The organism is Sphingobacterium arenae (assembly GCF_014692505.1).
GTDB classification, from domain to species: domain Bacteria; phylum Bacteroidota; class Bacteroidia; order Sphingobacteriales; family Sphingobacteriaceae; genus Sphingobacterium; species Sphingobacterium arenae.
In genome coordinates, this window is the sequence record NZ_JACNYK010000004.1 from 215,336 (window position 1) to 236,005 (window position 20,670).

19 protein-coding genes are annotated in these 20,670 nt (G+C 44.5%); 8 read left to right on the plus strand and 11 right to left on the minus strand.

The window, feature by feature from the left end:
* Positions 1-35 precede the first annotated feature (35 nt).
* Genes H8B17_RS15170 through H8B17_RS15185 form a run of 4 tightly spaced genes read left to right on the plus strand, consistent with a single transcriptional unit; the run spans position 36 to position 3,603 of the window.
* Positions 36-347, plus strand: coding sequence for a hypothetical protein (locus H8B17_RS15170; protein ID WP_190310069.1), 312 nt, complete (start codon positions 36-38; stop codon positions 345-347).
* Between the two features lie 30 nt (positions 348-377).
* Positions 378-1,712 carry an MATE family efflux transporter gene (locus H8B17_RS15175; protein ID WP_190310070.1) on the plus strand — a complete coding sequence of 445 codons (1,335 nt, stop codon included), beginning with the start codon at positions 378-380 and terminating at the stop codon, positions 1,710-1,712.
* 40 nt (positions 1,713-1,752) lie between these two features.
* Positions 1,753-2,754 carry an LLM class flavin-dependent oxidoreductase gene (locus H8B17_RS15180; RefSeq protein WP_190310071.1) on the plus strand — a complete coding sequence of 334 codons (1,002 nt, stop codon included), beginning with the start codon at positions 1,753-1,755 and terminating at the stop codon, positions 2,752-2,754.
* Positions 2,755-2,802: 48 nt separating this feature from the next.
* Positions 2,803-3,603 carry an aspartate dehydrogenase domain-containing protein gene (locus H8B17_RS15185; RefSeq protein WP_190310072.1) on the plus strand — a complete coding sequence of 267 codons (801 nt, stop codon included), beginning with the start codon at positions 2,803-2,805 and terminating at the stop codon, positions 3,601-3,603.
* On the opposite strand, the gene H8B17_RS15190 is transcribed toward H8B17_RS15185, so the two are convergent.
* Together H8B17_RS15190 and proS are read right to left on the minus strand one after the other, a co-directional pair.
* On the minus strand, positions 3,590-4,501 hold the full coding sequence (locus tag H8B17_RS15190; protein ID WP_190310073.1) for an NAD(P)-dependent oxidoreductase: 912 nt from the start codon (positions 4,499-4,501) through the stop codon (positions 3,590-3,592). The genes H8B17_RS15185 and H8B17_RS15190 overlap by 14 nt on opposite strands.
* 31 nt (positions 4,502-4,532) lie before the next feature.
* Entirely contained in the window at positions 4,533-6,005 is a 1,473-nt protein-coding gene (gene proS, locus H8B17_RS15195; RefSeq protein ID WP_190310074.1) for a proline--tRNA ligase, read from the minus strand.
* 184 nt (positions 6,006-6,189) lie between these two features.
* Here proS and H8B17_RS15200 point away from each other — a divergent pair, with 184 nt between their 5' ends.
* The 3 genes from H8B17_RS15200 (at position 6,190) to H8B17_RS15210 (ending at position 10,394) form a co-directional block, all read left to right on the plus strand.
* Positions 6,190-7,311, plus strand: a complete 1,122-nt coding sequence (locus tag H8B17_RS15200) for a hypothetical protein (protein ID WP_190310075.1) — start codon at positions 6,190-6,192, stop codon at positions 7,309-7,311.
* 74 nt (positions 7,312-7,385) lie between these two features.
* A complete protein-coding gene (locus H8B17_RS15205; protein ID WP_190310076.1) occupies positions 7,386-8,936 on the plus strand; it encodes an OmpP1/FadL family transporter in 1,551 nt (516 codons plus the stop codon).
* 99 nt (positions 8,937-9,035) lie between these two features.
* Entirely contained in the window at positions 9,036-10,394 is a 1,359-nt protein-coding gene (locus tag H8B17_RS15210; protein ID WP_223816601.1) for a S41 family peptidase, read from the plus strand.
* A gap of 15 nt (positions 10,395-10,409) precedes the next feature.
* Here the strand turns inward: H8B17_RS15210 and H8B17_RS15215 are convergent, their stop codons facing one another.
* The 8 genes from H8B17_RS15215 to H8B17_RS15245 all read right to left on the minus strand — a co-directional run bounded on the left by H8B17_RS15215 (position 10,410) and on the right by H8B17_RS15245 (position 19,173).
* Positions 10,410-10,718, minus strand: a complete 309-nt coding sequence (locus H8B17_RS15215; protein WP_190310077.1) for a hypothetical protein — start codon at positions 10,716-10,718, stop codon at positions 10,410-10,412.
* A gap of 142 nt (positions 10,719-10,860) precedes the next feature.
* A complete protein-coding gene (locus tag H8B17_RS15220) occupies positions 10,861-11,160 on the minus strand; it encodes a hypothetical protein (RefSeq protein WP_223816602.1) in 300 nt (99 codons plus the stop codon).
* A gap of 14 nt (positions 11,161-11,174) precedes the next feature.
* Positions 11,175-11,966 (minus strand): hypothetical protein, encoded by a 792-nt coding sequence (locus tag H8B17_RS15225; RefSeq protein WP_190310079.1) that lies wholly within the window; start codon positions 11,964-11,966, stop codon positions 11,175-11,177.
* Positions 11,967-12,075: 109 nt separating this feature from the next.
* Positions 12,076-12,735 (minus strand): hypothetical protein, encoded by a 660-nt coding sequence (locus H8B17_RS20690; protein WP_223816603.1) that lies wholly within the window; start codon positions 12,733-12,735, stop codon positions 12,076-12,078.
* 69 nt (positions 12,736-12,804) lie between these two features.
* Positions 12,805-13,467: a hypothetical protein gene (locus H8B17_RS20695; protein WP_223816604.1), complete on the minus strand. Its 663-nt coding sequence runs from the start codon at positions 13,465-13,467 to the stop codon at positions 12,805-12,807.
* A 404-nt stretch (positions 13,468-13,871) separates the two neighbouring features.
* Positions 13,872-17,201 (minus strand): TonB-dependent receptor domain-containing protein, encoded by a 3,330-nt coding sequence (locus H8B17_RS15235; protein WP_190310080.1) that lies wholly within the window; start codon positions 17,199-17,201, stop codon positions 13,872-13,874.
* A 110-nt stretch (positions 17,202-17,311) separates the two neighbouring features.
* The gene (locus tag H8B17_RS15240; protein ID WP_190310081.1) at positions 17,312-18,286 is read right to left on the minus strand and encodes a FecR family protein; all 975 of its coding nucleotides are present in this window, start codon (positions 18,284-18,286) and stop codon (positions 17,312-17,314) included.
* A 284-nt stretch (positions 18,287-18,570) separates the two neighbouring features.
* Complete coding sequence (locus H8B17_RS15245; RefSeq protein ID WP_190310082.1) at positions 18,571-19,173, minus strand: RNA polymerase sigma factor; 603 nt, start codon at positions 19,171-19,173, stop codon at positions 18,571-18,573.
* A 118-nt stretch (positions 19,174-19,291) separates the two neighbouring features.
* Between H8B17_RS15245 and H8B17_RS15250 the strand changes: the two genes are divergently transcribed.
* On the plus strand, positions 19,292-19,594 hold the full coding sequence (locus H8B17_RS15250) for a hypothetical protein (RefSeq protein ID WP_190310083.1): 303 nt from the start codon (positions 19,292-19,294) through the stop codon (positions 19,592-19,594).
* Between the two features lie 23 nt (positions 19,595-19,617).
* Here the strand turns inward: H8B17_RS15250 and H8B17_RS15255 are convergent, their stop codons facing one another.
* A complete protein-coding gene (locus tag H8B17_RS15255) occupies positions 19,618-20,643 on the minus strand; it encodes a quinone-dependent dihydroorotate dehydrogenase (RefSeq protein WP_190310191.1) in 1,026 nt (341 codons plus the stop codon).
* Positions 20,644-20,670: the final 27 nt, after the last annotated feature.

Below are 20,670 nucleotides of genomic sequence, written 5' to 3' on the forward strand. Positions count from 1 at the left end.
ACCGCGCGTTCATCGACCATTAAAAAAACAAATAGATGAAAAGTACGCTAAATATTGATGTCACATCCTTTTATCAAACACAATTTAAACGATTGAAATGGACATTGAACGATCAAACAAAAAACGATAAGGTAATCGCGCTGGAAGAAACGTCCATAACGGACAAAAGCGATATGAGAGAAGCGCTTGAAGCGCACATGGACCATATAGCCGCCACACTTCCCGAAGGGAACGTGCTGAATGATTACGAGGTCACGTTATCCTTTGATCCGCAGATTGCTGATCGAGAAAAAGCAGAATTCACCACCATATTTAACGAGTTCAATACAAGAGACGAATCTAATTAAAGAAAGATAATATGTAAGTTTGGGTGGGTTATGATTCATAAGAACTACATCCGGATTATCAAACTTGCATTTCCGGTTATTTTGGCAAATGCCGCTGTCCCTCTGCTGGGATTGGCGGATACCGCAGCCATCGGTCAAACAGGGGCTGCCGTAGATTTAGGTGCTATCGCCTTGGCATCATTGATTTTTAATTTTGTATACTGGGGCTTCGGATTTCTTCGGATGGGCACCACCGGTTTTATTTCGCAAGCCGCCGGCGCAAATGACGTCGATGAAACACATGCTCTATTGTTTCGTGCCGTGTTATTAGGGGCGGGCATCGGCATACTTCTTATCATACTCCAGCGGTTAATTGGAGAAACGGCCATCAGCTTACTAAAAGCGAGCGCGGAAATTAAAACCCTTGTAGGAGATTATTTCTATATCCGCATATGGGGAGCACCTGCGACCTTAATTACCTTCACTTTACTAGGAACATTTATCGGAATGGGCTGGACAAAGCACCTGCTATTTGTTCAATTATTTCTCAACGGACTTAATATTCTGCTAAACATACTGTTTGTCGTTGGGTACGACCTAGGCGTCCGCGGTATTGCATTCGGTACGGTTATAGCGGAATGGTCTGCGTTATTTTTCGCCTCCTATCTGCTCATCAAAAAGATGCAATTACAGACTCTCTTCCATCGTTTACAGCAATTACGGTCCCGTGTCTTCGACAAAGAAAAACTTATTTCGCTGTTTAAAGTAAACGGTGACATCATGGTCCGTACCTTGGCCCTTCTTAGCGGCTTTGCCTGGTTCGCTAATCAAGGGGCCGTTTTCGGTGATCAAATTTTAGCAGCCAACCATGTTTTACTACAATTTGTATCCCTTTCTGCCTTCTTTCTGGACGGCTATGCCCATGTCGCAGAAATGTTGACGGGCAAAGCTTACGGAGCAAAAGATAAAGCTTATTTTATCGAGCAGGTGCGCCATTCAACCATCTTGGCAGGTCTCACCGCCCTTGTATTGGCGAGTAGTATATATACGCTAAGTGATTTGCTCATTCCGCTGCTTACAAAAGACATACAAGTACAAGCTATTGCTATCACGCACAGTCCATACGCCGCTATTTACATCGCACTTTCCTTTGCCGCTTTCCAGCTAGACGGTATTTTCATCGGTGTAACAAAAAGTATGGAAATGCGAAACGCAACGTTGATGGCTTTATTTATTTTCGTTGGTTTTGCTCTATTCTTAACGGATACCTATAACAACGCAGGCTTATGGATGAGCTTTATTATCTATGTCGTTGCCCGAGCTGTTATGTTGGGTATATATTATCCTAAAATACTACGTGCGATAGCGAGGGTAGGTATTACATAAGGATTACCATATTTCATAATGAACATAGTAATTTTGTGCTATGAGAAAAATAAAACTTTCGGCTTTGGATTTAGCGACCGTCTGCAAAGGACAAAATGCCCAGCAGGCCATTGCTAGAAGTGTGGAAGCAGCGCAACACATAGAGAAATTAGGATACCAGCGGATATGGTTCGCAGAACATCATAACATGGAGCACATTGCCAGTTCGGCTACAGCGGTTCTGATCGGCCATGTCGCGGGCAAGACCAACCACATTCGGATTGGTTCTGGGGGGATTATGCTACCCAACCACTCTCCTCTGGTTGTTGCCGAACAGTTTGGTACGCTAGAAACCTTATACCCTGGCAGAATTGATTTGGGACTGGGTCGCGCTCCAGGCACAGATCAAGTAACAGCGATGGCACTTCGTCGAAACAATCTGAATACCGCCTTTTATTTCAAAGATGATGTACTTGCCTTACACCAATATTTTGAAAATGACAATCCGTCAGAAAAAGTACGCGCCTTTCCCGGCGAAGGGCTGGCTATCCCCATCTATATTTTAGGTTCCAGTACAGATTCTGCACATTTGGCGGCTGAACTTGGATTACCTTACGCTTTTGCGGCACATTTTGCGCCAGCGATGCTCGCGCAGGCCTCGGATATTTATAGAAACAATTTCAAACCGTCCCGTTATTTGCAGGAACCTTATTTCATTGCGTGTGTTAATATCATCGGCGCAGAAACGACGGACGAAGCAGATTTTCTTGCCACAAGTTTACATAATATGTTTGCCGGAATTATTACGAATTATCGTCGTCCATTATCCCCTCCTACAGAGCAGGTTATCTATCATGGGATTCCCGAAATCGAAAAAGCCGTTTATAGCATGACAGCCTGTACTTTCACAGGAGATAAGGAAACGCTTACACAAAGCATCGATGATTTTGCTACCCGTTATCAGGTCGACGAAATTATGACGACAAACTATATCTACGATAACGCCAAACGTCTGGAATCATTCCGTATTATCAAAGAAGCCCTGCTCGAAAAACACGACTAATACAAAAACAATTTTGCTTTCGGTTAAAAAAACATTATGTTGGATAACATGGAAAAAAAGACTTTAGCAATCGTCGGTTGCGGCAAATTGGCCGCCCTTATTGCGGACGCGTATAACAATAATTTACTCCCCGAATACGAATTGATCGCTACGTACTCCCGGAGCAAAGAAAAGGCACAGCAGATTGCCGATAAAGTGAATGAGAAAAACACGGCGGCATCGTGTAAACCTATGCAGTCTTTGCAGGAGGTATTAGCTTTGAAGCCAGCGTATATAATTGAAACAGCCTCGCCAAATGCGTTAAAGGAATTTGCACTTGACGCCCTAAAAAATGGTTCATCTATTGTGACGCTCTCGATGGGCGCTTTTGCAGATCAAGTATTTTATGATAATGTCGCTAAAACAGCAAAAGAACACGGTACAAAAGTGCATATTGCCTCTGGTGCTATTGGCGGATTGGATGTGTTGCGGACCGCTTCCCTGATGGGTAAATGTGAAGCAACTTTTCAAACCGAAAAAAGCCCCAACTCGCTCCGGAAATCCTCCGTATATGAAGAATCGTTGCAACATGAGAAAAAGAAGGTATTCGAGGGGAACGCCATCGAAGCGATTGCGCTTTTTCCTACGAGTGTCAACGTATCCGTCGCCGCATCAATTGCATCGGTAGGCCCGGAGAACATGCGTGTCTCTATAACCTCCACGCCTGATTTTATAGGCGATAACCACCGCATAGAGATCAAAAATGAACAAGTCCATGCGGTGGTTGATGTATACAGTGCTACGGCGCAGATCGCGGGTTGGAGCATTGTAAATACGCTACGAAATATTGTCTCCCCTATTGTGTTTTAAAATAGTTTTCGATATTGGCCAATACTTTCTCGCTCAGGCGTACAAACGCCTGACGAGTCCGGCCGACCGAAACCTGCATACAGTTCACATGGGGGTGGTTTAAAAACCGCTCATTTCCCAATGCAATCAGTGTGTCGCAATAACAGCGGTTATCTTGTGCGATCCATTTCTCAAAAGGTTCTTCATCCCAAGCCGGCGAAAGTCCGGTATTAATTAGGATTTTCCTATCGCCCATAGCAGCAAACTCTTCCTCGTGCAACAAAACAACACCACGGTTTAAACAAGTAACGATAACTTCACTTTCGCGAACCAGCTCGCGAACCGGTAAAAACCGATAACCTTTTTGCTTGGCATCCTCTTTTTCTGAACGTGCGAAATAAGAAATTTCAGCACCAAAGAACCGGAGCGCATCCGCTATCATTCCCCCAGATTTGCCTAATCCCACAATACCCACCTTTGTGCCGGTGATTTCTCGTGGCACACCGTCCCAAGGAGCGCGCGGTACGCCATCATTTTCTGTACCAAACCCATGTAAACAACGCACTAGTTCGCTCACCACATACTCCACCACACCTTCGTCACCATAATCGCGAACACCTAACACGGTAATACCTCTAGCGTTCGCATACCGAATATCTACATTGGCACTCTCCGGGCTGTACAAAGAACAACACATGCCAATATATTTCACATTTGGACATTTTTCCAATGCATCCTCACCCAAACGAGAAATATAGCTGATCAAAACAGCATCCGCATCACCGATCCGCAGGGCCATCTCTTCCGCAGATTGCGGACTATCCGGATAAAAGATCACTTCTTCCGCATAATCGAACAAGGCTTTCTCTGCCGAGGGGATTAAGTTGAGCGGTTCAACAGCAACTATTTTTTTAAACATGTTATAAAATTATATAGATAAATTAAATGCCCTAATACGCTTTCGCAAATAATACGCGGCTAACGGATGGCTTACCCGTAAAGATACAAATGCCTTCCTCTTCTTTCGCGTCCAACGGAATACAACGTATTGTAGCCTTTGTTTCGTCTTTCACCCGTTTCTCAGTCTCTACTGTACCGTCCCAATGACAAGATACAAATCCACCCTTCGTTTCCAGAACCTCTTTGAATTCTTCGTAAGAATTAACTTCGGTGATATGCTCATCACGGAATGATAGCGCCTTATGATAAATATTCTCTTGAATAATACCCAATAGATTTTCTATGGTTACGGCCAGCCCCTCTTGCGATACTGTTTCTTTTGTCTGCGTATCGCGCCGCGCCAATTCCACCGTCCCATTTTGCAGATCACGGGCACCCACAGCTACACGTAGTGGTACGCCTTTCATTTCCCATTCTGCGAATTTAAAACCAGGGCGTTGCGTATCCCGATCGTCGTATTTTACCGATATGTCCATGTCCTGCAATTCGCTTGTCAACGTATGCACAAAACCATCAATATTTGCTTTCTCTTCTTCTGTTTTATATATCGGTACAATAACCACTTGAATGGGTGCCAATTTTGGTGGCAGCACCAGACCCTGATCATCCGAGTGCGCCATAATCAATGCACCCATCAAGCGCGTAGACACTCCCCAAGAAGTGGCCCAAACGTGTTCCAGTTTTCCCTCTTTCGATGTAAACTTGACATCAAAAGCTTTCGCAAAATTTTGTCCTAGGAAGTGCGAAGTGCCCGCTTGTAGTGCTTTACCATCTTGCATAAGTGCTTCTATACAATACGTCTCCAATGCCCCCGCAAAGCGCTCATTTTCTGTTTTAACACCTCGGATAACCGGCACGGCAAGCGTATGCTCGGCAAAGTCCGCATATACCTCCAACATACGTTCCGCTTCTTCAACCGCCTCTTCACGCGTCGCATGTGCCGTATGCCCCTCCTGCCACAAAAACTCCGCTGTGCGTAAAAATAAGCGTGTACGCATTTCCCACCGCACCACGTTTGCCCATTGATTTACCAAAATAGGTAAATCACGATAAGACTCAATCCAACCTTTGTACGTATTCCAGATAATGGTTTCCGAGGTGGGCCGTACAATAAGCTCTTCTTCCAGTTTCGCCGTCTCATCTACAACGATATTTCCTTTCCCGTCGTTCTTCAGCCGGTAATGCGTTACAACAGCACATTCTGTCGCAAATCCCTCCACGTGCGATGCTTCTTTCGAGAAAAAGGATTTGGGTATAAAAAGCGGAAAATAAGCGTTGGAGTGCCCGGTTTCTTTAAATCTTTTATCTAAAATTGCCTGCATACGCTCCCATATCGCATATCCATAAGGCTTGATAACCATACAACCCCGAACGGCAGAATGTTCTGCCAAATCGGCTTTGACGACTAAGTCGTTATACCATTGTGAATAATCTTCACCACGACTTGTAATTCCTTTTCCCATTATTTATTTCGATTATTATTTCTGTAACAATTATTGTAACTTGCTCGTATTATTATACAAAACTTCGGGAAGGCCTAAAGTTTTATTTATATTTTTGGCAGAAGGGATTAAACCCCTGTCTAAAAAACGGGTCTAAGATAATAAATAAAGACTGTATTAGCGAAGTTTAACAGTAGAGGATATCATGAAAACAAATAGATTATTATTCGGTAGTTTGACACTTACAGCCATTTTTGCGCTGAGTTCGTGTTCAACAAGTAGGCAGATCGCGCACCGAGACGATGTGTATAATAATCAATCCCAAGCTCCCCAAGATTATATGAGTCCGGATTATTATTATACTGATGGACAGGCACAGGAGGAGCAATACGCTCAAAACGACTACTATGCCGACGAATATACGGACGAAGAATACGTAGAAGGATTCGAGTATGACAACAATTTGGAATATGCCAACCGCATCAATCGGTTTTATTATGGTGCACCGGGCATACCTTATTACGACCCTTGGTTTGACCCTTGGTATGGATACGGAGGTTTTGGTCTCGGATGGTCTAGCTGGGGTTGGGGATCAGGTTGGTCCTTAGGCTTTGGATGGGGTCGCCCTTCCTTTGGTTTTGGCTGGGGATGGGGTAATCCTTATTACGGATATGGAAGCTGGGGATGGGGTGGTTATCCCTACGCTGGCTGGGGTTATAATTCATGGGGACACCCGCATTATGGATACGGCAATCATTACTATGGTGGAAATCGGTATAGTGTAAGGCCTCGTAATGCGCCTACACGGATTGCAGCTCGCAATGGATATAATACACGTACAGGTAATACATCTCGTGTTTCCAACTCCCGTGTTACGCGTGACAGAAACGGCCGTATTGTAACCAGCCGGTCAACCCGTGCTACGGCTAACGGCACACGTACAGCCGTCGGTAATACAAGCCGCGTACGGTCTGAAAACGGCAGGGTTACGCGAGGTTCTTCTAACAGGACGACAAACCCTTCTCGTGTTGGCACCCGTACACGTGGTACAACCAATAGAGAAGCTGTAGGAAATAGAACGAGGACAACCACTAGACCAAGTAGCGGAGTATCACGTTCAGGAACGTCAAGGACAACCACTCGTCCGACAACGCAACGATCTAGACCTACTACGACCCAACCATCTAGACCGACGACACGAAGCACACCTTCCTACTCGCCTTCTAGAGGCTCTTCAGGAAGTTCGATGTCAAGAGGTAGTAGCGGTGGCGGAACATCTAGAAGTTCTGGTGGTGGAGGTAGCTCCAGAGGAGGAAGAACAAGATAATTTTTTAACAGATATATATCATGGACATGATGTAGAGACGCAACCCTTTGCGTCTCTACTATTTAAAGTAAATTATGCGCATAAAAAATATACTACTTACATCTTTATTACTTTCGGGAATAGGTTTTTCCGCCCATAGCCAATCTGTAGGCAACGGGTTAATTTTTTCGCAAGAAACCAACGGCGGTACCGCCCGCTTCAAAGGATTAGGGAACGCAAAAACGGCTTTGGGCGGCGATATCAGTTCGATCACCGGAAATCCAGCCGGATTGGGATTCTTCGGTCAATCCGATATATCCATTACGTTCAACTACGACAATGCAGCCAATAAAGGCTCGTATTTTGGGAACAGTATCAGCAAGAACAAAGGTCGGTTTGGTGTCGACCATGCTGGGGTTGTTTTCCATTTCCCTAAGAATGAAGGTTACCACGGCTGGCAAAACTTCAATATTGGGATAGGCTATGAAAATACGAATAGATTTTCGAATCATGTACGCTATGAAGGTGTAAACCCCAACAATACCATCGTTAGTGCCTATGCTGATGATATCGCTGTCTTTGGCGATCAAACGCTTGCCAACAATTTATACGATATCCGGCTTATTGAACAATTCGCCGATACCGACAAAGGTTATTTCCCTATCACCAACGAGGTCGGCAATAAAGACCAAATCAGTGATATCCTGACAACGGGCAATAGTTTCAAAACATCCTTAGCTTTCGGCGGTAATTATAACAATGTTTTCTACATTGGTGGTAATATTGGCTTTTCCTCTTTTATACATGAAAACTCCGCGCAGTTCTCTGAATATGGCTGGACAAAAGATGCGGCGACGATAACCAGAGACAATCCAAATTCATCTTTTGTTGATCCAGACCATGAAGATTACGACTTTCTGGAAGCAAATTATGAAATGTTGGATGATTACTACCAACGCTCAGAGGGGACCGGAATTGATTTCAAAATCGGTGCTATGTATAAACCCACAGTAGATTGGAACATCGGAGCTACCATTACCTCTCCTACGTGGTATACCATAGATCAATATACGGAAAGTTATATCGGTGTCGATTATTACGATAGTGAGGATGCTGGAGAAGCTTTTAATTTCGGCGAAACCGAATTTACGGACGATTTTACCTATCGTTTGATTACCCCTTGGAAATTTGGCTTGGGTGTATCGAAGTTTTTCAGTCGTGGATTAATATCGGCAGACGCAGAATATGTTAACTACGGTAGTATTAAAATTCGGGACACCAGAGGACCAAATTCTTCAGAAGATGCACTTTGGGACCAAGATTTTAAAGATACTTATCAAGGTGCTGTCAATCTACGTGTAGGCGGTGAATATTTAATTACCAATACCATCAGTGGACGCGCAGGTATCAATTATTTCGGTAACCCGTACAAGAACGCTGATAATAAACAATATAGCGGCAGCTTGGGTTTAGGCACAAAGCTTACCAATACACTCTATATGGATTTGGCGGTCGTTCATCTGATCAATGATTATAAAGTAAGTCCCTACGTTATCGACGAGGCGTTTTGGAACAGCCCTAGCCCGGTCGCAGACATCAAACATCAGCGTACCAATGTGGTGTTAACATTAGGCGCTAAGTTCTAAATAATAATAAGCATATAGTTTTTGGGCGAGTATCATGATCGCCCAAAAACTTCATATAAGCTTAACGGTATAGTCATATCTATTTTTGATCTTTTACCTATGTTAAGCAAGCCATCAAAACACGTTGTCTTTCTTTTAATTTGCCTATTTTTTACATCCTGTAAAAAAGACAATCCCGATTTTCCGCAAGGATCATCAGGTGCGATCAATGTTTGGATTAGCGAACAGATGGACCAATACTATTATTGGTCGTCCACGCTTCCTTCCAAACAGGATTTCGGCTTAACACCTACAGATTACTTTCAGTCGCTGCTCGTTCCGGAAGACCGATTTTCCAGTATCATGCAAGCCGGACGGACAGACGCCGGGGGTCATACGTTGTTGAATACCTTCGGGTTTGATTTTATGCAGTTTAAACAAGGTTCACAGACCGTTTCTCTTATCAGTCACGTCGTACCGGGCAGTGCAGGCTACAAACTCGGTCTACAGCGTGGGGATACGCTACAAAGCATAAACGGCCAATTGCCTACAGAAAGTAACTTGTCCATGTGGATAGCGCAATTAACCCAACAGTCGAGCATTGCACTCAGCCTGGCTAACGGGAAACCCTATACCCTTCCTGCTTCCTATATTTCCCAGCCGGTGATATACCCATCGGAAACCTTCATGGTTGATACGGATAACAAGGTTGGCTATTTGTTTCTAAGCCATTTCGACTTCTCCGGTGGCTACGACCTGCTGAAAGCTGTGGCGAAATTGCAGGCTTATGGCACAGAAGACCTCATCCTTGACCTACGTTACAATAGCGGCGGCAGCGTCGCTTTTGCGGCCTTTACGGCGTTGGCAATAGCCGATGTACAGCCAAACGATGTGTTTGTACAGTATAGGGGGAATGGGCGCCTTCAAAACCTGCAGGAAACTTTTGCACAGACATTGTCCAGGCAACCCGATGGATACAGCTTTTCTGCCAGCGAAATAAGGGAAAAGGGCCTCGGGCTGAAACGGCTATTCGTCTTGGGCACCGGTTACACCGCTTCGGCGTCAGAAATGCTCATCAACAACCTCCGTCCTTACATCGACGTGGTTCATATCGGTAGTGTTAGTTATGGCAAGGATATGGCCAGCACCACACTGACCATACCAGCCTCCGTAATCGGATCGGAGCCTAGCTGGCTTATCCAGCCAATGGTTTATAAAATCTATAATGCCCACGATCAAGGAGAATATAACGCAGGACTGCAACCGCAGCAGACAATAGCCGAATATAGCGTACTGCCCCTCTACCCTTTCGGTGATAAACGCGATGCTTTGGTTGCCGAAGCGATTACACAGCTGGGTTATGAACAAAAGCAGGTAAGACCAAGGGCCAGTGTTTCTATAAACACTTCAGCAGAACCGCAGATACTATTCCATTCAACACCGCGTATCGCCCATCCTATTGATATAGAAATTTTATAAAATACTTTTACTTTTTCACTCATCAGGTATATGCATTTTGTTTCTAAACGTACCTTTTATCTCTAAACGCATGTATAATGACTCATCAAGTATACTGTTTCGCACACCAAGTATACCTTTTGTCTCTAAACGCATGCATAATGACTCATCAAGTATACTGTTTCGCGCATCAAGTATACCTTTTGTCTCTAAACGTATGCATAATGACTCATCAAGTATACTGTTCCGCGCATCAAGTACACCTTTTGTCTCTAAACGTATGCATAATGACTCATCAAGTATACTGTTTCGCGCATCACGTATATCTTTTATCTCTAAACGCATGCATTTTGCTAAATTATGCATGCAAAACGGTAAGTACACACTCACCGCAAACTGCTAAAAAGGCGGCACCCACTGGTACCGCCTACATACAAACCCCGCCCTATCATCCGAAAAAGAAATATTCTTTTGGTTGTATTGTTCTTTATTTTATCACCATCAACTGAAAATCACGAACACTATATTTTGTAGCTTTGCGTTCCTTATGTTCTTCCCGCAGGGCTGGCGCCAACAAATCGGAACGAAAATTTTTCTGCATCTCTTCATAGGCTGATATGCAATCCTTCAACTGTTCGATCATCTCTTGGTAGGTCTCGTACTGCTGCAGCAAAGCCCGCAAAGCATCCGCCGCAGCTTCGCGCGTTTCGGAATCAGCCGCATCCTGCGCTAGCCGGAAGAGCTTGATCCGCAACCACTCATGTTTTCTTTTATCGATGGCTTTCATGGTAAATAACTTAGTTAATTGGAGTAAGCTGAGAGCAAAGTTGTATCGAAGTTCCACCAAGGATCTATATTAGGATAGAAAGAAAAAAGACTTCCTGTAGATTCTTGCAGGTAAAGAATATGTGCTCCTTTATTGATATCTATTGAACTGTACGAAACAAAAATTTCTACGCCTTCCACTGTAACAGGACTAAAATCCTCTTTCAATATTTGTGCTCTCCCATCAAATCCGAAAACAGACTCCATATTGTCTGTAATATCAATGATTTGATAAGTATCTGGAAGTTGATTGGTAATATTAAAAACGGTATCTCCCTGTTCGTGATAAACAACCTTTCTACGGGCGGGAGGTCCCGACAATCGTTCAAGAATCTGATAAAACACCAGATGAAAAGGTTCTCCGTTCGTCAATTCTGTTATTTCACTGTTGCTATTGACAATTCTAAATTTCAACTTTCCCTCCTCCTTGGGTTCATTTAAATTCTCTTTACGCATCAACGCTGAAGGGATATCATCGTTGATTTTAAAAAGCACCAGCGTATCCTTATCCGGTTTAAGCTGAAAACTTCCCTCAAATTCAACTTCATCAGCTGCATTATATAACACAAAAGAGTTTTCGTTATCAGCAATCGGTACTTTAATCGACTGCGTAGCGTATTTATGCCCGTCAATTTCAATCTTGTAGCCGTTTACATAGTTTTCTATAGAAAGTGTCGTAAAAGGGGTATAATTGTCTACCAGTTCACCTTTTTCGCAGGATATACAAATGGCTAGTGCAACAAAAAAAGTATATAAAAATATACGCATATTATAAGTTGTTAATAATTATTGATATCTAAAATGATTTTAAAATAGCCTGTCGGCTCATCACCGACAGGTCTAATATTTATTTTCAAGAAAACTCGATCAGCCTAGACTAGTAAGTCTTGGGTTGAAACTCTGTCCAGCCGTCTGTCCATAAGGTTTCAGCTTCTGGATCAAAAGCACCTTTGTAAGTACTTGATGTTCCGTAAGCAGGACCAGCAAAAGGAACTAAGTTCCAAGGATCAAACGTAGATGCAGTGGCAGTCGAATAAAACGGATTAATAGAAGCAACGCCACCTAACAACAAATAGCTATTCGCAGTTGCAGCTGTACTGGTACTATTACCTGTATAGTTTGCCGGCGTTGAACCGCTTATTACAGAAATCGCGTTTGTATAACCATGTACCACATTATTGCTGAACGTACTTCCTGTAGTAGTGATGTTTTCGAAACCTACACCTGTGCCGTAGCCTGCGATAATCGAACGCGTGATGTTCAACGCAGACGCTCTTCTCCAGTGGTTACCATTTTCCAACTTCGTGCCAGCCGTACCGGAATTGTTAATACCTAGGAAGGTAAAGTTTTGCAAGTTTGGTTTAGTTTTAGGAGAAGCATTAGAACCAGAACCGTCATTATCAGACTCGATACCATTGGAATCCGAGTTGCCGCCAGAAGTACTATTGGTAGACTGTGGATCTTTCAACGAAAGCGCATACTGAATAGTACCCGAATAACCGAAATCAAAATCGAAATCATCATCATCTGTAGACAACGCTACTAGGTGATCCGCATTTACCGTACCTCCGAAAAACTCGAACGCATCGTCCCGGCCCCAGGAAACCTAGATATGTGATAGGGTTGTACCACTACCCACACCGCCTAACGTTAAACCATTGATTTCATTCGCTTCTGAAAGTTCAAATCCAGCAAATTCAATACGCACGTATTTTAAGATACCTGAACTCTCGGTATTATACGTATCGTTTGTTGAACCATACGTTACATCGGTATCGTCGGGCTGCGGAATACCTTCAATACGCTGCGCAGTCGGTTGATTTATACGTGCGCGTCCTAAAATAACGACCCCACCGAAGTCACCCGCCTGACGGTTCGTTGCGTTCGGCGACGTAAATACAATCGGCGCGTTCGCTGTACCTTCTGCAATTAGAGTTGCTGTTTTAGGTACTACTAATACACCACGTAATTCCTGAGGACCAAACTCCGGATCGTCATAGCTCTTGAAATCTCCCGAAGTCAGGAAGGTACCCGCCTCAATGGTCAATGTCTGACCGGGTTCAACATAAGATACACCATCGATTTTCCAAATGGTATCATTCGGCAGAAACGTCTTGGTAATCAGACCATCGGCATCCGTAGGAATGGGCGCCTGTACCACGCCAGTCGGCAAACCGGCATTAAAATCGCCCTCAGGCGTTGCTACATCTTTGTTGCATGAGCTGAATAGAGCCACAGCACATGCTGCTAAACTTAAAACTTTTTTCATTTCGGTAAGTTTTAAATAATTTATAAATTTGCCGCCATTATCTTTAGCTTGACTATACTGCTTTTCGCACGGCAATTCTCGAAAGGCGGTATAGTTTTTTAATTACTTTCTTCGTTTTCTGATTTTCCTCCGAGACAAACGTTTTCTATTTTTTTCTTTTTTCCGGATTGTGCTTTTCGGACAATGCATGGAATTGTTTTTTCGTTTCCCATCTCTTCAGAATAACCAAGAACCAAGCCCGGTAATTACTATCTTTATTTCGCTCCTTCACTCATCATTCATCACTTATAACTCATCACTTTTTATATATATGTCTGAAAAAAAGCTAAAAAGTACTTTGATTAATTATTACTACTCCATTAAATAATCATGAAATACTTTTTTTCACTGATAACTTATCACTATTAAAAACTATACGTCAGCGACAGGCTAAAACGGCTTCCTTCTTTCCGGCGGTAGAGTATCGTATCGTTGTCTTCCTTGTTATACTTATTATCACCTTTGTTTGCTATCCATTTACTTCCCTCATTGGGATCCGGTACAAAACCCTCTGTATTGGCATAAAAAATAGACCAGTCGTTCAGCAGGTTTGCCATATTGAATTTGATTTCCATCCGCTTCTTTAGTACCCGGGCATAGAGCTGCCCGTCCAGTTGCCCCGGTACCTTTTCATATTCCACCTCATGTGGAGTGAAAGCAGTCAGGTTGGTGCGGTAACTGCGCTGGTTATAGCTTGCTGTCAGTCCAAAAGACTCTCCCCAATAGCCCAAACCTAGATTCAGCAGCCAAGGGGACTGCCCAATCAATGGACGATCTTGACTGTCCTGTCTTTCCTGCCGCCATTCCGAGCCTCCGCCTTCTGCAGGATATGAACCCCAAGGTGTCATTACCTTCACATTTGATTTTAATAAAGTTCCATTGCCGTAGACAAAAATATCCTCCAACCAGTCCTGTTCGCCCAAAAAGCCTAGGTTCTTCCTTACTTCCAGCTCCAGCCCCAAGTTGGTCGCGGACTCCATATTAGTAAACACGTAATAATTACCCTGACTCAACGAACTGTTCCTGACTAGCTCAATGGGTCTGTCCAGGTATTTATAATACCCTGTCAAGGAAACAATCTCCCCTGCTCCCGGATACAATTCTAAACGTAGGTCCACATTATCCACTACCGTGGACTCCACGCGATCGCCGGACACATTTCCCTCCAGCTCGTAATCGTAGAAACCAAAGAAAGAGCTTTCCCGGAAATCTGGCCGGATGACCGTGCGCGAGTAGGAAGAGCGTACATTAAAGGTAGAAGTAATCTCATAAGTAGCATTGATGGACGGCAACCAGCGCCAGCCGCTTTCGGCGACACCTCTTCGAAACAAAATAAACTCGCTGGGATCCGTATATCGCCGGTTCAATATTTCTTCTTGGCTGTTATTCAAGTCAAAAGATTCCCCACGCACACCATACACCAGGCGCAGCCTGTTCCACAGCTTCTGGTCTGCCATCACATACACCGCATGCATTTTCATGTGCCCGTCGAATACCGGGCCATTGATAAATGTTGCCCAATAATACGCCTCGTTGACACCGTTGCCAATATTCGCCGGATCCAAAATCACTTCATAGGGCTTTTCGAACTGGCTTCCCCTTGCCGAATAGGGGATCATTCGGAATACCGACAGGTCACGCTGCTTATCAAAGCCTTGGTAACCCAGCTTTATCAGTGTGCTGAGCGTTTCCCCCGTATCGAAGGATTTCGCAAAGCTTGCCGCCCAATGGAAATCTTCCTCGTTCACCTGCGTCCACATACGGGAATCTTCGGAAATTGCATCACCGCCTGTTTCGGAAGGATTTCTAACATTGGGGGTCTGGAAATAATAGTCATCGCCGATCTGGGTCGTCAACCGGTATTTAAACTTGCGCTCGTCCAGGATGCGTTGCGTTATCTTGTTGTAGGCAACCATACCCGTCGCCTTGATCGCCCAAGGGAGTTCGTACTCGCCGCTCAGCTGATGCTGCAGCAAGGACATGGCCTCGGGCAACTGGTACTGTTCTTTGCTCGGAGGTTGTGAATTCGGATCGAAATAGTTCAAGCGGATCGCCTCGTTATAATTATTACTATACGTACGGGCATACATATTTTTTAAAGTTACCTTAAACTTGTCTCCCTGTAGCCCGAGGTTCGCCGCCAGCCCACTGTTGCTATTGAAACGATAGGACATCCCGGCACCGTTCTGTCCTATTTTGGTGCTATCGATATAGTTCGGATTATTATTTGCATTTCCGTAATTGGAGCCGCGCACGTTGTTAAATTCCCATACCTGTTGCTCGTTACGCAGACTGGCCGCCGCTGAAAAACCGAAGCGCATGCCGTTCTTCAGTTCGTACACGCGTCCTAACGAAAAGCGGTAGTTTTGGTTCGGTTGTCCGTTATAACGACGCATCTGCAGCGGCTCGGCAGACAGCCTTTTCGATTGTGCTACCGCGTCCAGGCTACTGTAGGGGATACCGTTTCCCGGAATCAAGTCAAAATCCTCCGTCTGATCATTGCCCGGAGGCGGAACTTCAATATTGCTGGGGAACTGCCACGACAGCATACCCTCCGGTAATTTCGCTGATTTATCAAAGAAACCGAAGTACTCTGCATTTTTCCGCTCGCCCAATCGGTAGAAATCTTTGCCGATCGCCTGGCTATTGATGCCCGAACCGATCTGGATACTCGTAAAGTTTTCGTCCGGGATATCCAGCGTATTCACCGACACCTGCCCGCCCGAAAACTCCGAAGAAACATCCGGCGTAGCCGTTTTATTGACCACCACCGAACTGACCATCTCCGTAGGAATGATATCGAAGGAGAAATCCCGGCGGTTCATCGACGTACTCGGGATGCTCACCCCATCGAGCATGGCCTGATTGTACCGGTCGGACATTCCGCGCACAATCACGTTCCGGTTGTTCACCGTGGTTAGCCCCGTGATACGCTTCAACGCGGCGCCCATATCGTTGTCCGGCGTCCGGGCAATCTGTTCGGCAGAAATACCATCGGTTACACTGGCTGCGTTCTTCTGCGCGGCATAGAGTCCGGCTACCGACGACCTCTTGAAGGTACTGGTCACGACCACATCTTCGATCTGCTGGTTGCTGACCTGCATGGCAATGTCCAGCGCCGTACGTTGCCCTGCTTCTACCTTGACCTCTTGTATGCGTTGTGTCTTGTAGGAGATATAACTAATCTCCACGACGTAAGTACCGGCGGGCAGCTCCATATTATAGGTACCATCTACACTTGTCTGCGCGGACTTATTACCGATGACGCGGACATTGGCACCTATCAACGGAAGACCGCGCTCGTCGTAGACCGTACCGCTGATACGGCCCGGGCGCTGAGGCGGCTTTTTCTCTAAAATAATATACGACCCTGTTTCACGAAAGGCCATATCGGTACCCCGAAAAATATGGTTCAGGACATCTTTTACGGGGGTATTTCTAAAGCGGCCAGAAACAACTTTCCGGTTATTCAGATTGTACTTCGCCGCGTCATAGGCGATCAGTACATTCTTGGATTCCAGATTTTTTACAGCATCGGCAATACTGCCTTCGTGAATTTCCAAGGTTACTTTCTTCTGTAAAAGCTGGGCGTTGGCCCCCGAGGCAAGTAGTACCTCCGTCAAACACAGGATGCTGATGACACTGAGCATGAATATTCGCATAATGAAATGGAAATAGTACAGATTAAATTGCATAAATTTGTTTATGTATAATGTTGTATGGATATGATTTTATAATACGATGTTATAACGATGATAGGGAGTTAACGATGGCGGTCGTTAACTCCTTTGTTGTATAGATTAGGTTAATAAAGAATCACGCGCTCGCCCTCCTTTCTGATCTTGTTGTGGTGAATGGATTGAATAGCCTCTAAGAACTCGTCCAGCGGAACCGACTTGCGGATCGGCAGACTGTATTGCTGGCGGGCAATACGGTCGTTATCGGCCTCGAGTTTTATGCCATAGGTATTTTTGATGGCAAGTGCCAGTTCTTCAAAACCAGCGTCTTGTAACACCAATTTTCCGCTTGTCCAGCTGTAAACCTGTTGCGTATCAAATTCTTCCGTTGTACTATTGGCATATTGTTTTTCAAAGCGGATACGCTGTCCCTTTTCGAGCGTCCCGAGATTACTGTTCCCACGCTGTACCTTCACACGACCGGTATATACCGAAATCACCTGCTCTTCCATCTCTGCATAAGTCTGTATATTAAAAGAAGTTCCCAAAACGGTGGTCTGCAAACGGCCTGCCTGCACGATGAACGCCCGGCTACTATCCTTCGCGACTTCGAAAAAGGCTTCTCCAACAAGGAGTTCGACCTCCCGCGTGGATTGTCCGTAGGCATTTTCGTCGACACGCAGACTCGTCCGTGCATTTAGCGTCACCTCCGATCCGTCGGGAAGACTGACCACTTTACGTTCGCCTACCCCCGTGGTGAAAATACGGTAAGCCGGCATGGACACCATTTCCTGCTGCTGCATCTCCTGCTGCATACTCCAATAGAAAAAACCAAGCGAGGCAAGTAAAAGCGCAGCAGCGCCCATCCATGGCCGGAAATCGATAAGTCGTTTCTGTTTGATGTCGACGAGCTCCTCTTCTTCTCCAATCGCATCTTGTATGTTCTGCCAGGAACGGTTGCGTCGCATATCCTTGTCCACCGGCTCAAAATGCCTTCGGCCGTCTATGCTGTTGTACCAAGAGTCGAAGAGGTCTTTCTCACGTTTGCCTGCCTCTCTCTGTCGGTACCGATCGGTTAAAAACCGGAATACTTTTCTTTTCACTTGTTGTTCGTCGTTTTATGGTATGTCGGAAAAAAGCGAAAAAAGTACTTTGATTAATCGTTAATGTTTTATTAAGTTATTGTTAATGATTGTTTCTCTCCACTTTTGACCGCAAAAATGGGGCAAACCGAGCCTACGGCGAGCTCACCATAGGTAAATCCGGATGCGACCTTTTGTGTTAATTGGGGATATTACAATTGCGTTAAATAAACGCGGCCAATAATGGATTAGCGGTTATGCGGATTAAAAAGACAAGTCGTGATTTTTTTGCTTCGTTTTTTCATCTAGGAAAAAATGAAGAAGAACAACACCATCGTGGCGCTGTAACGATCTATACCCCGAGATAACAAAGCATATTTCAGGCGCTTGCTGCCTTCACTGATATTGTTTTTTACGGTCTGTTCGGACAGCCCTAAACGTATCGCTATATCCCGGATGCTGAATTCATCCCATTTGAGCAAAAGGGACTGCTTCATGTTAGCTGGCATGCGGTCCAGCTCTTGTGCCAGCAGTTGTTCCAGCGCGTGATAGGTCTCCAGTTCTTCGGAGTTTTGCTGTGCAAAATTATGAAGATCCTCTGCCCAGAAATCAAGCAACTGTGGTTTGATCTTGGTGGAATTGAAGAAATCCACGATCTTATATTTCAACATGCCATAAAGATACGCGGGTAGGTGCATTTGAGAATCCAGCCGGTCCCGCTTTTCCCAAAACTGTATAAAAAGTTCCTGCACGATATCCTCCGCTTGCTGTGCGTCGCGGGTGCGGAGCAAAGCATGACCATAAAGCCCATCCCAGAAATGATGATAAAGCTTTCCAAAGACATCTTTATCATCTCTTTCCCGAATAGCTATTAGCCAATCTTCATATAACAGGTTTTCTTGGGTCATGCGTTATTTGATGTATTCAAAGATACCGTCCCAATATTAAATGAATATTAACTTTGTAAGTTCTTAGAAATTCGTGAAGTAGGTATTTTTTGTTAATTTGCAGAAAAAAAATCAATAGATGAAGCCCAAAACGGTCATATTCGGTATTATCACAGCCTTGGTGCTGGTCATTCTTTTTAATAACAAAGAAGAAGCAAGTTTTTGGTTATTTGGCGAAATACGCACCTCAAAATTATTCATTTTGGGTGTGTTTTTTATTTTGGGGGTTATTACGGGTGGTATCATGTTTCGACGCAAAAAGAGCCATCCAAAAGAATACAGTATTAATAATACAACAGCCGCTAATAGTGCAGATGCGGATAACCCTGCCCCCCATTCCAATTTATCAGAAGAAGACCGGAAGTTCTTGGATCGAGATTAACTTCATAGAGCCTTTCCGTACTTTTATTTTAAGAGCCCTTTACAGATTCTACTAATCAAGGTTGGTCCTTCATAGATAAAACCGGTATAGACCTGAATCAAGCTCGCTCCTGCTTCGATTTTTTCGATAGCATCTTCCGCCGAGTGAATACCTCCTACGCCGATAATCGGGAATGAACGGTTGGAACGTTCCGCTAAATATCGGATAACCTCCGTAGAACGTTTTGCAAGTGGTTTTCCGCTTACCCCTCCTCCCTCCTTTATCAAGACAGGGTCGCTATGTAACCCTTCTCTGGAAATCGTTGTATTCGTCGCAATCACACCGGCGATTTTTGTTTCCGTCACGATTTCCACAATATCATCTAATTGAGAATCTGTTAAATCCGGTGCTATTTTGAGTAAAATCGGGCGTTGAATATATTTGGTATAATTCAGATCTTGTAAGGTATTCAAGATATTCTTTAAAGGCTCCTTCTCCTGCAAATCACGTAGACCGGGTGTATTGGGTGAGCTCACATTGACTACAAAATAATCTACATATTCAAAAAGAGCATTGAAACAGTATGTATAATCGTTCACGGCCTCTTCATTAGGCGTCGTCTTATTCTTGCCGATATTTCCCCCGATAATCAACTTATCCCGGTCTTTCAATTGCCTCAAACGTCCTGCAGCCACATCAGCCCCCTGATTGTTAAAACCCATCCGATTTATCAAAGCTTCATCTTCCACCAGGCGAAACATCCGTGGCTTATCGTTTCCGGGCTGTGGACGAGGTGTCACCGTACCGATTTCGATAAAACCAAAGCCCAAACCTGCCATCTCCTCGATATACTCCGCATTCTTATCAAACCCCGCAGCGAGCCCTACTGGATTTTTGAATTTCAATCCGAACACTTTACGCTCCAAACGAGGGTTATTCACCGCATAGAGCGATTTAAGCACTGATTTTGCACCCCAAATTTTCGTAAACGAGCGCAACCCTCCCGTAACCCTGTGGTGTGCAGTTTCGGGATCCATCGTGAAGAATAAGGGCTTAACAATTTTATACATATGTGCAAAGGTAGCCAAAGAAGCAGA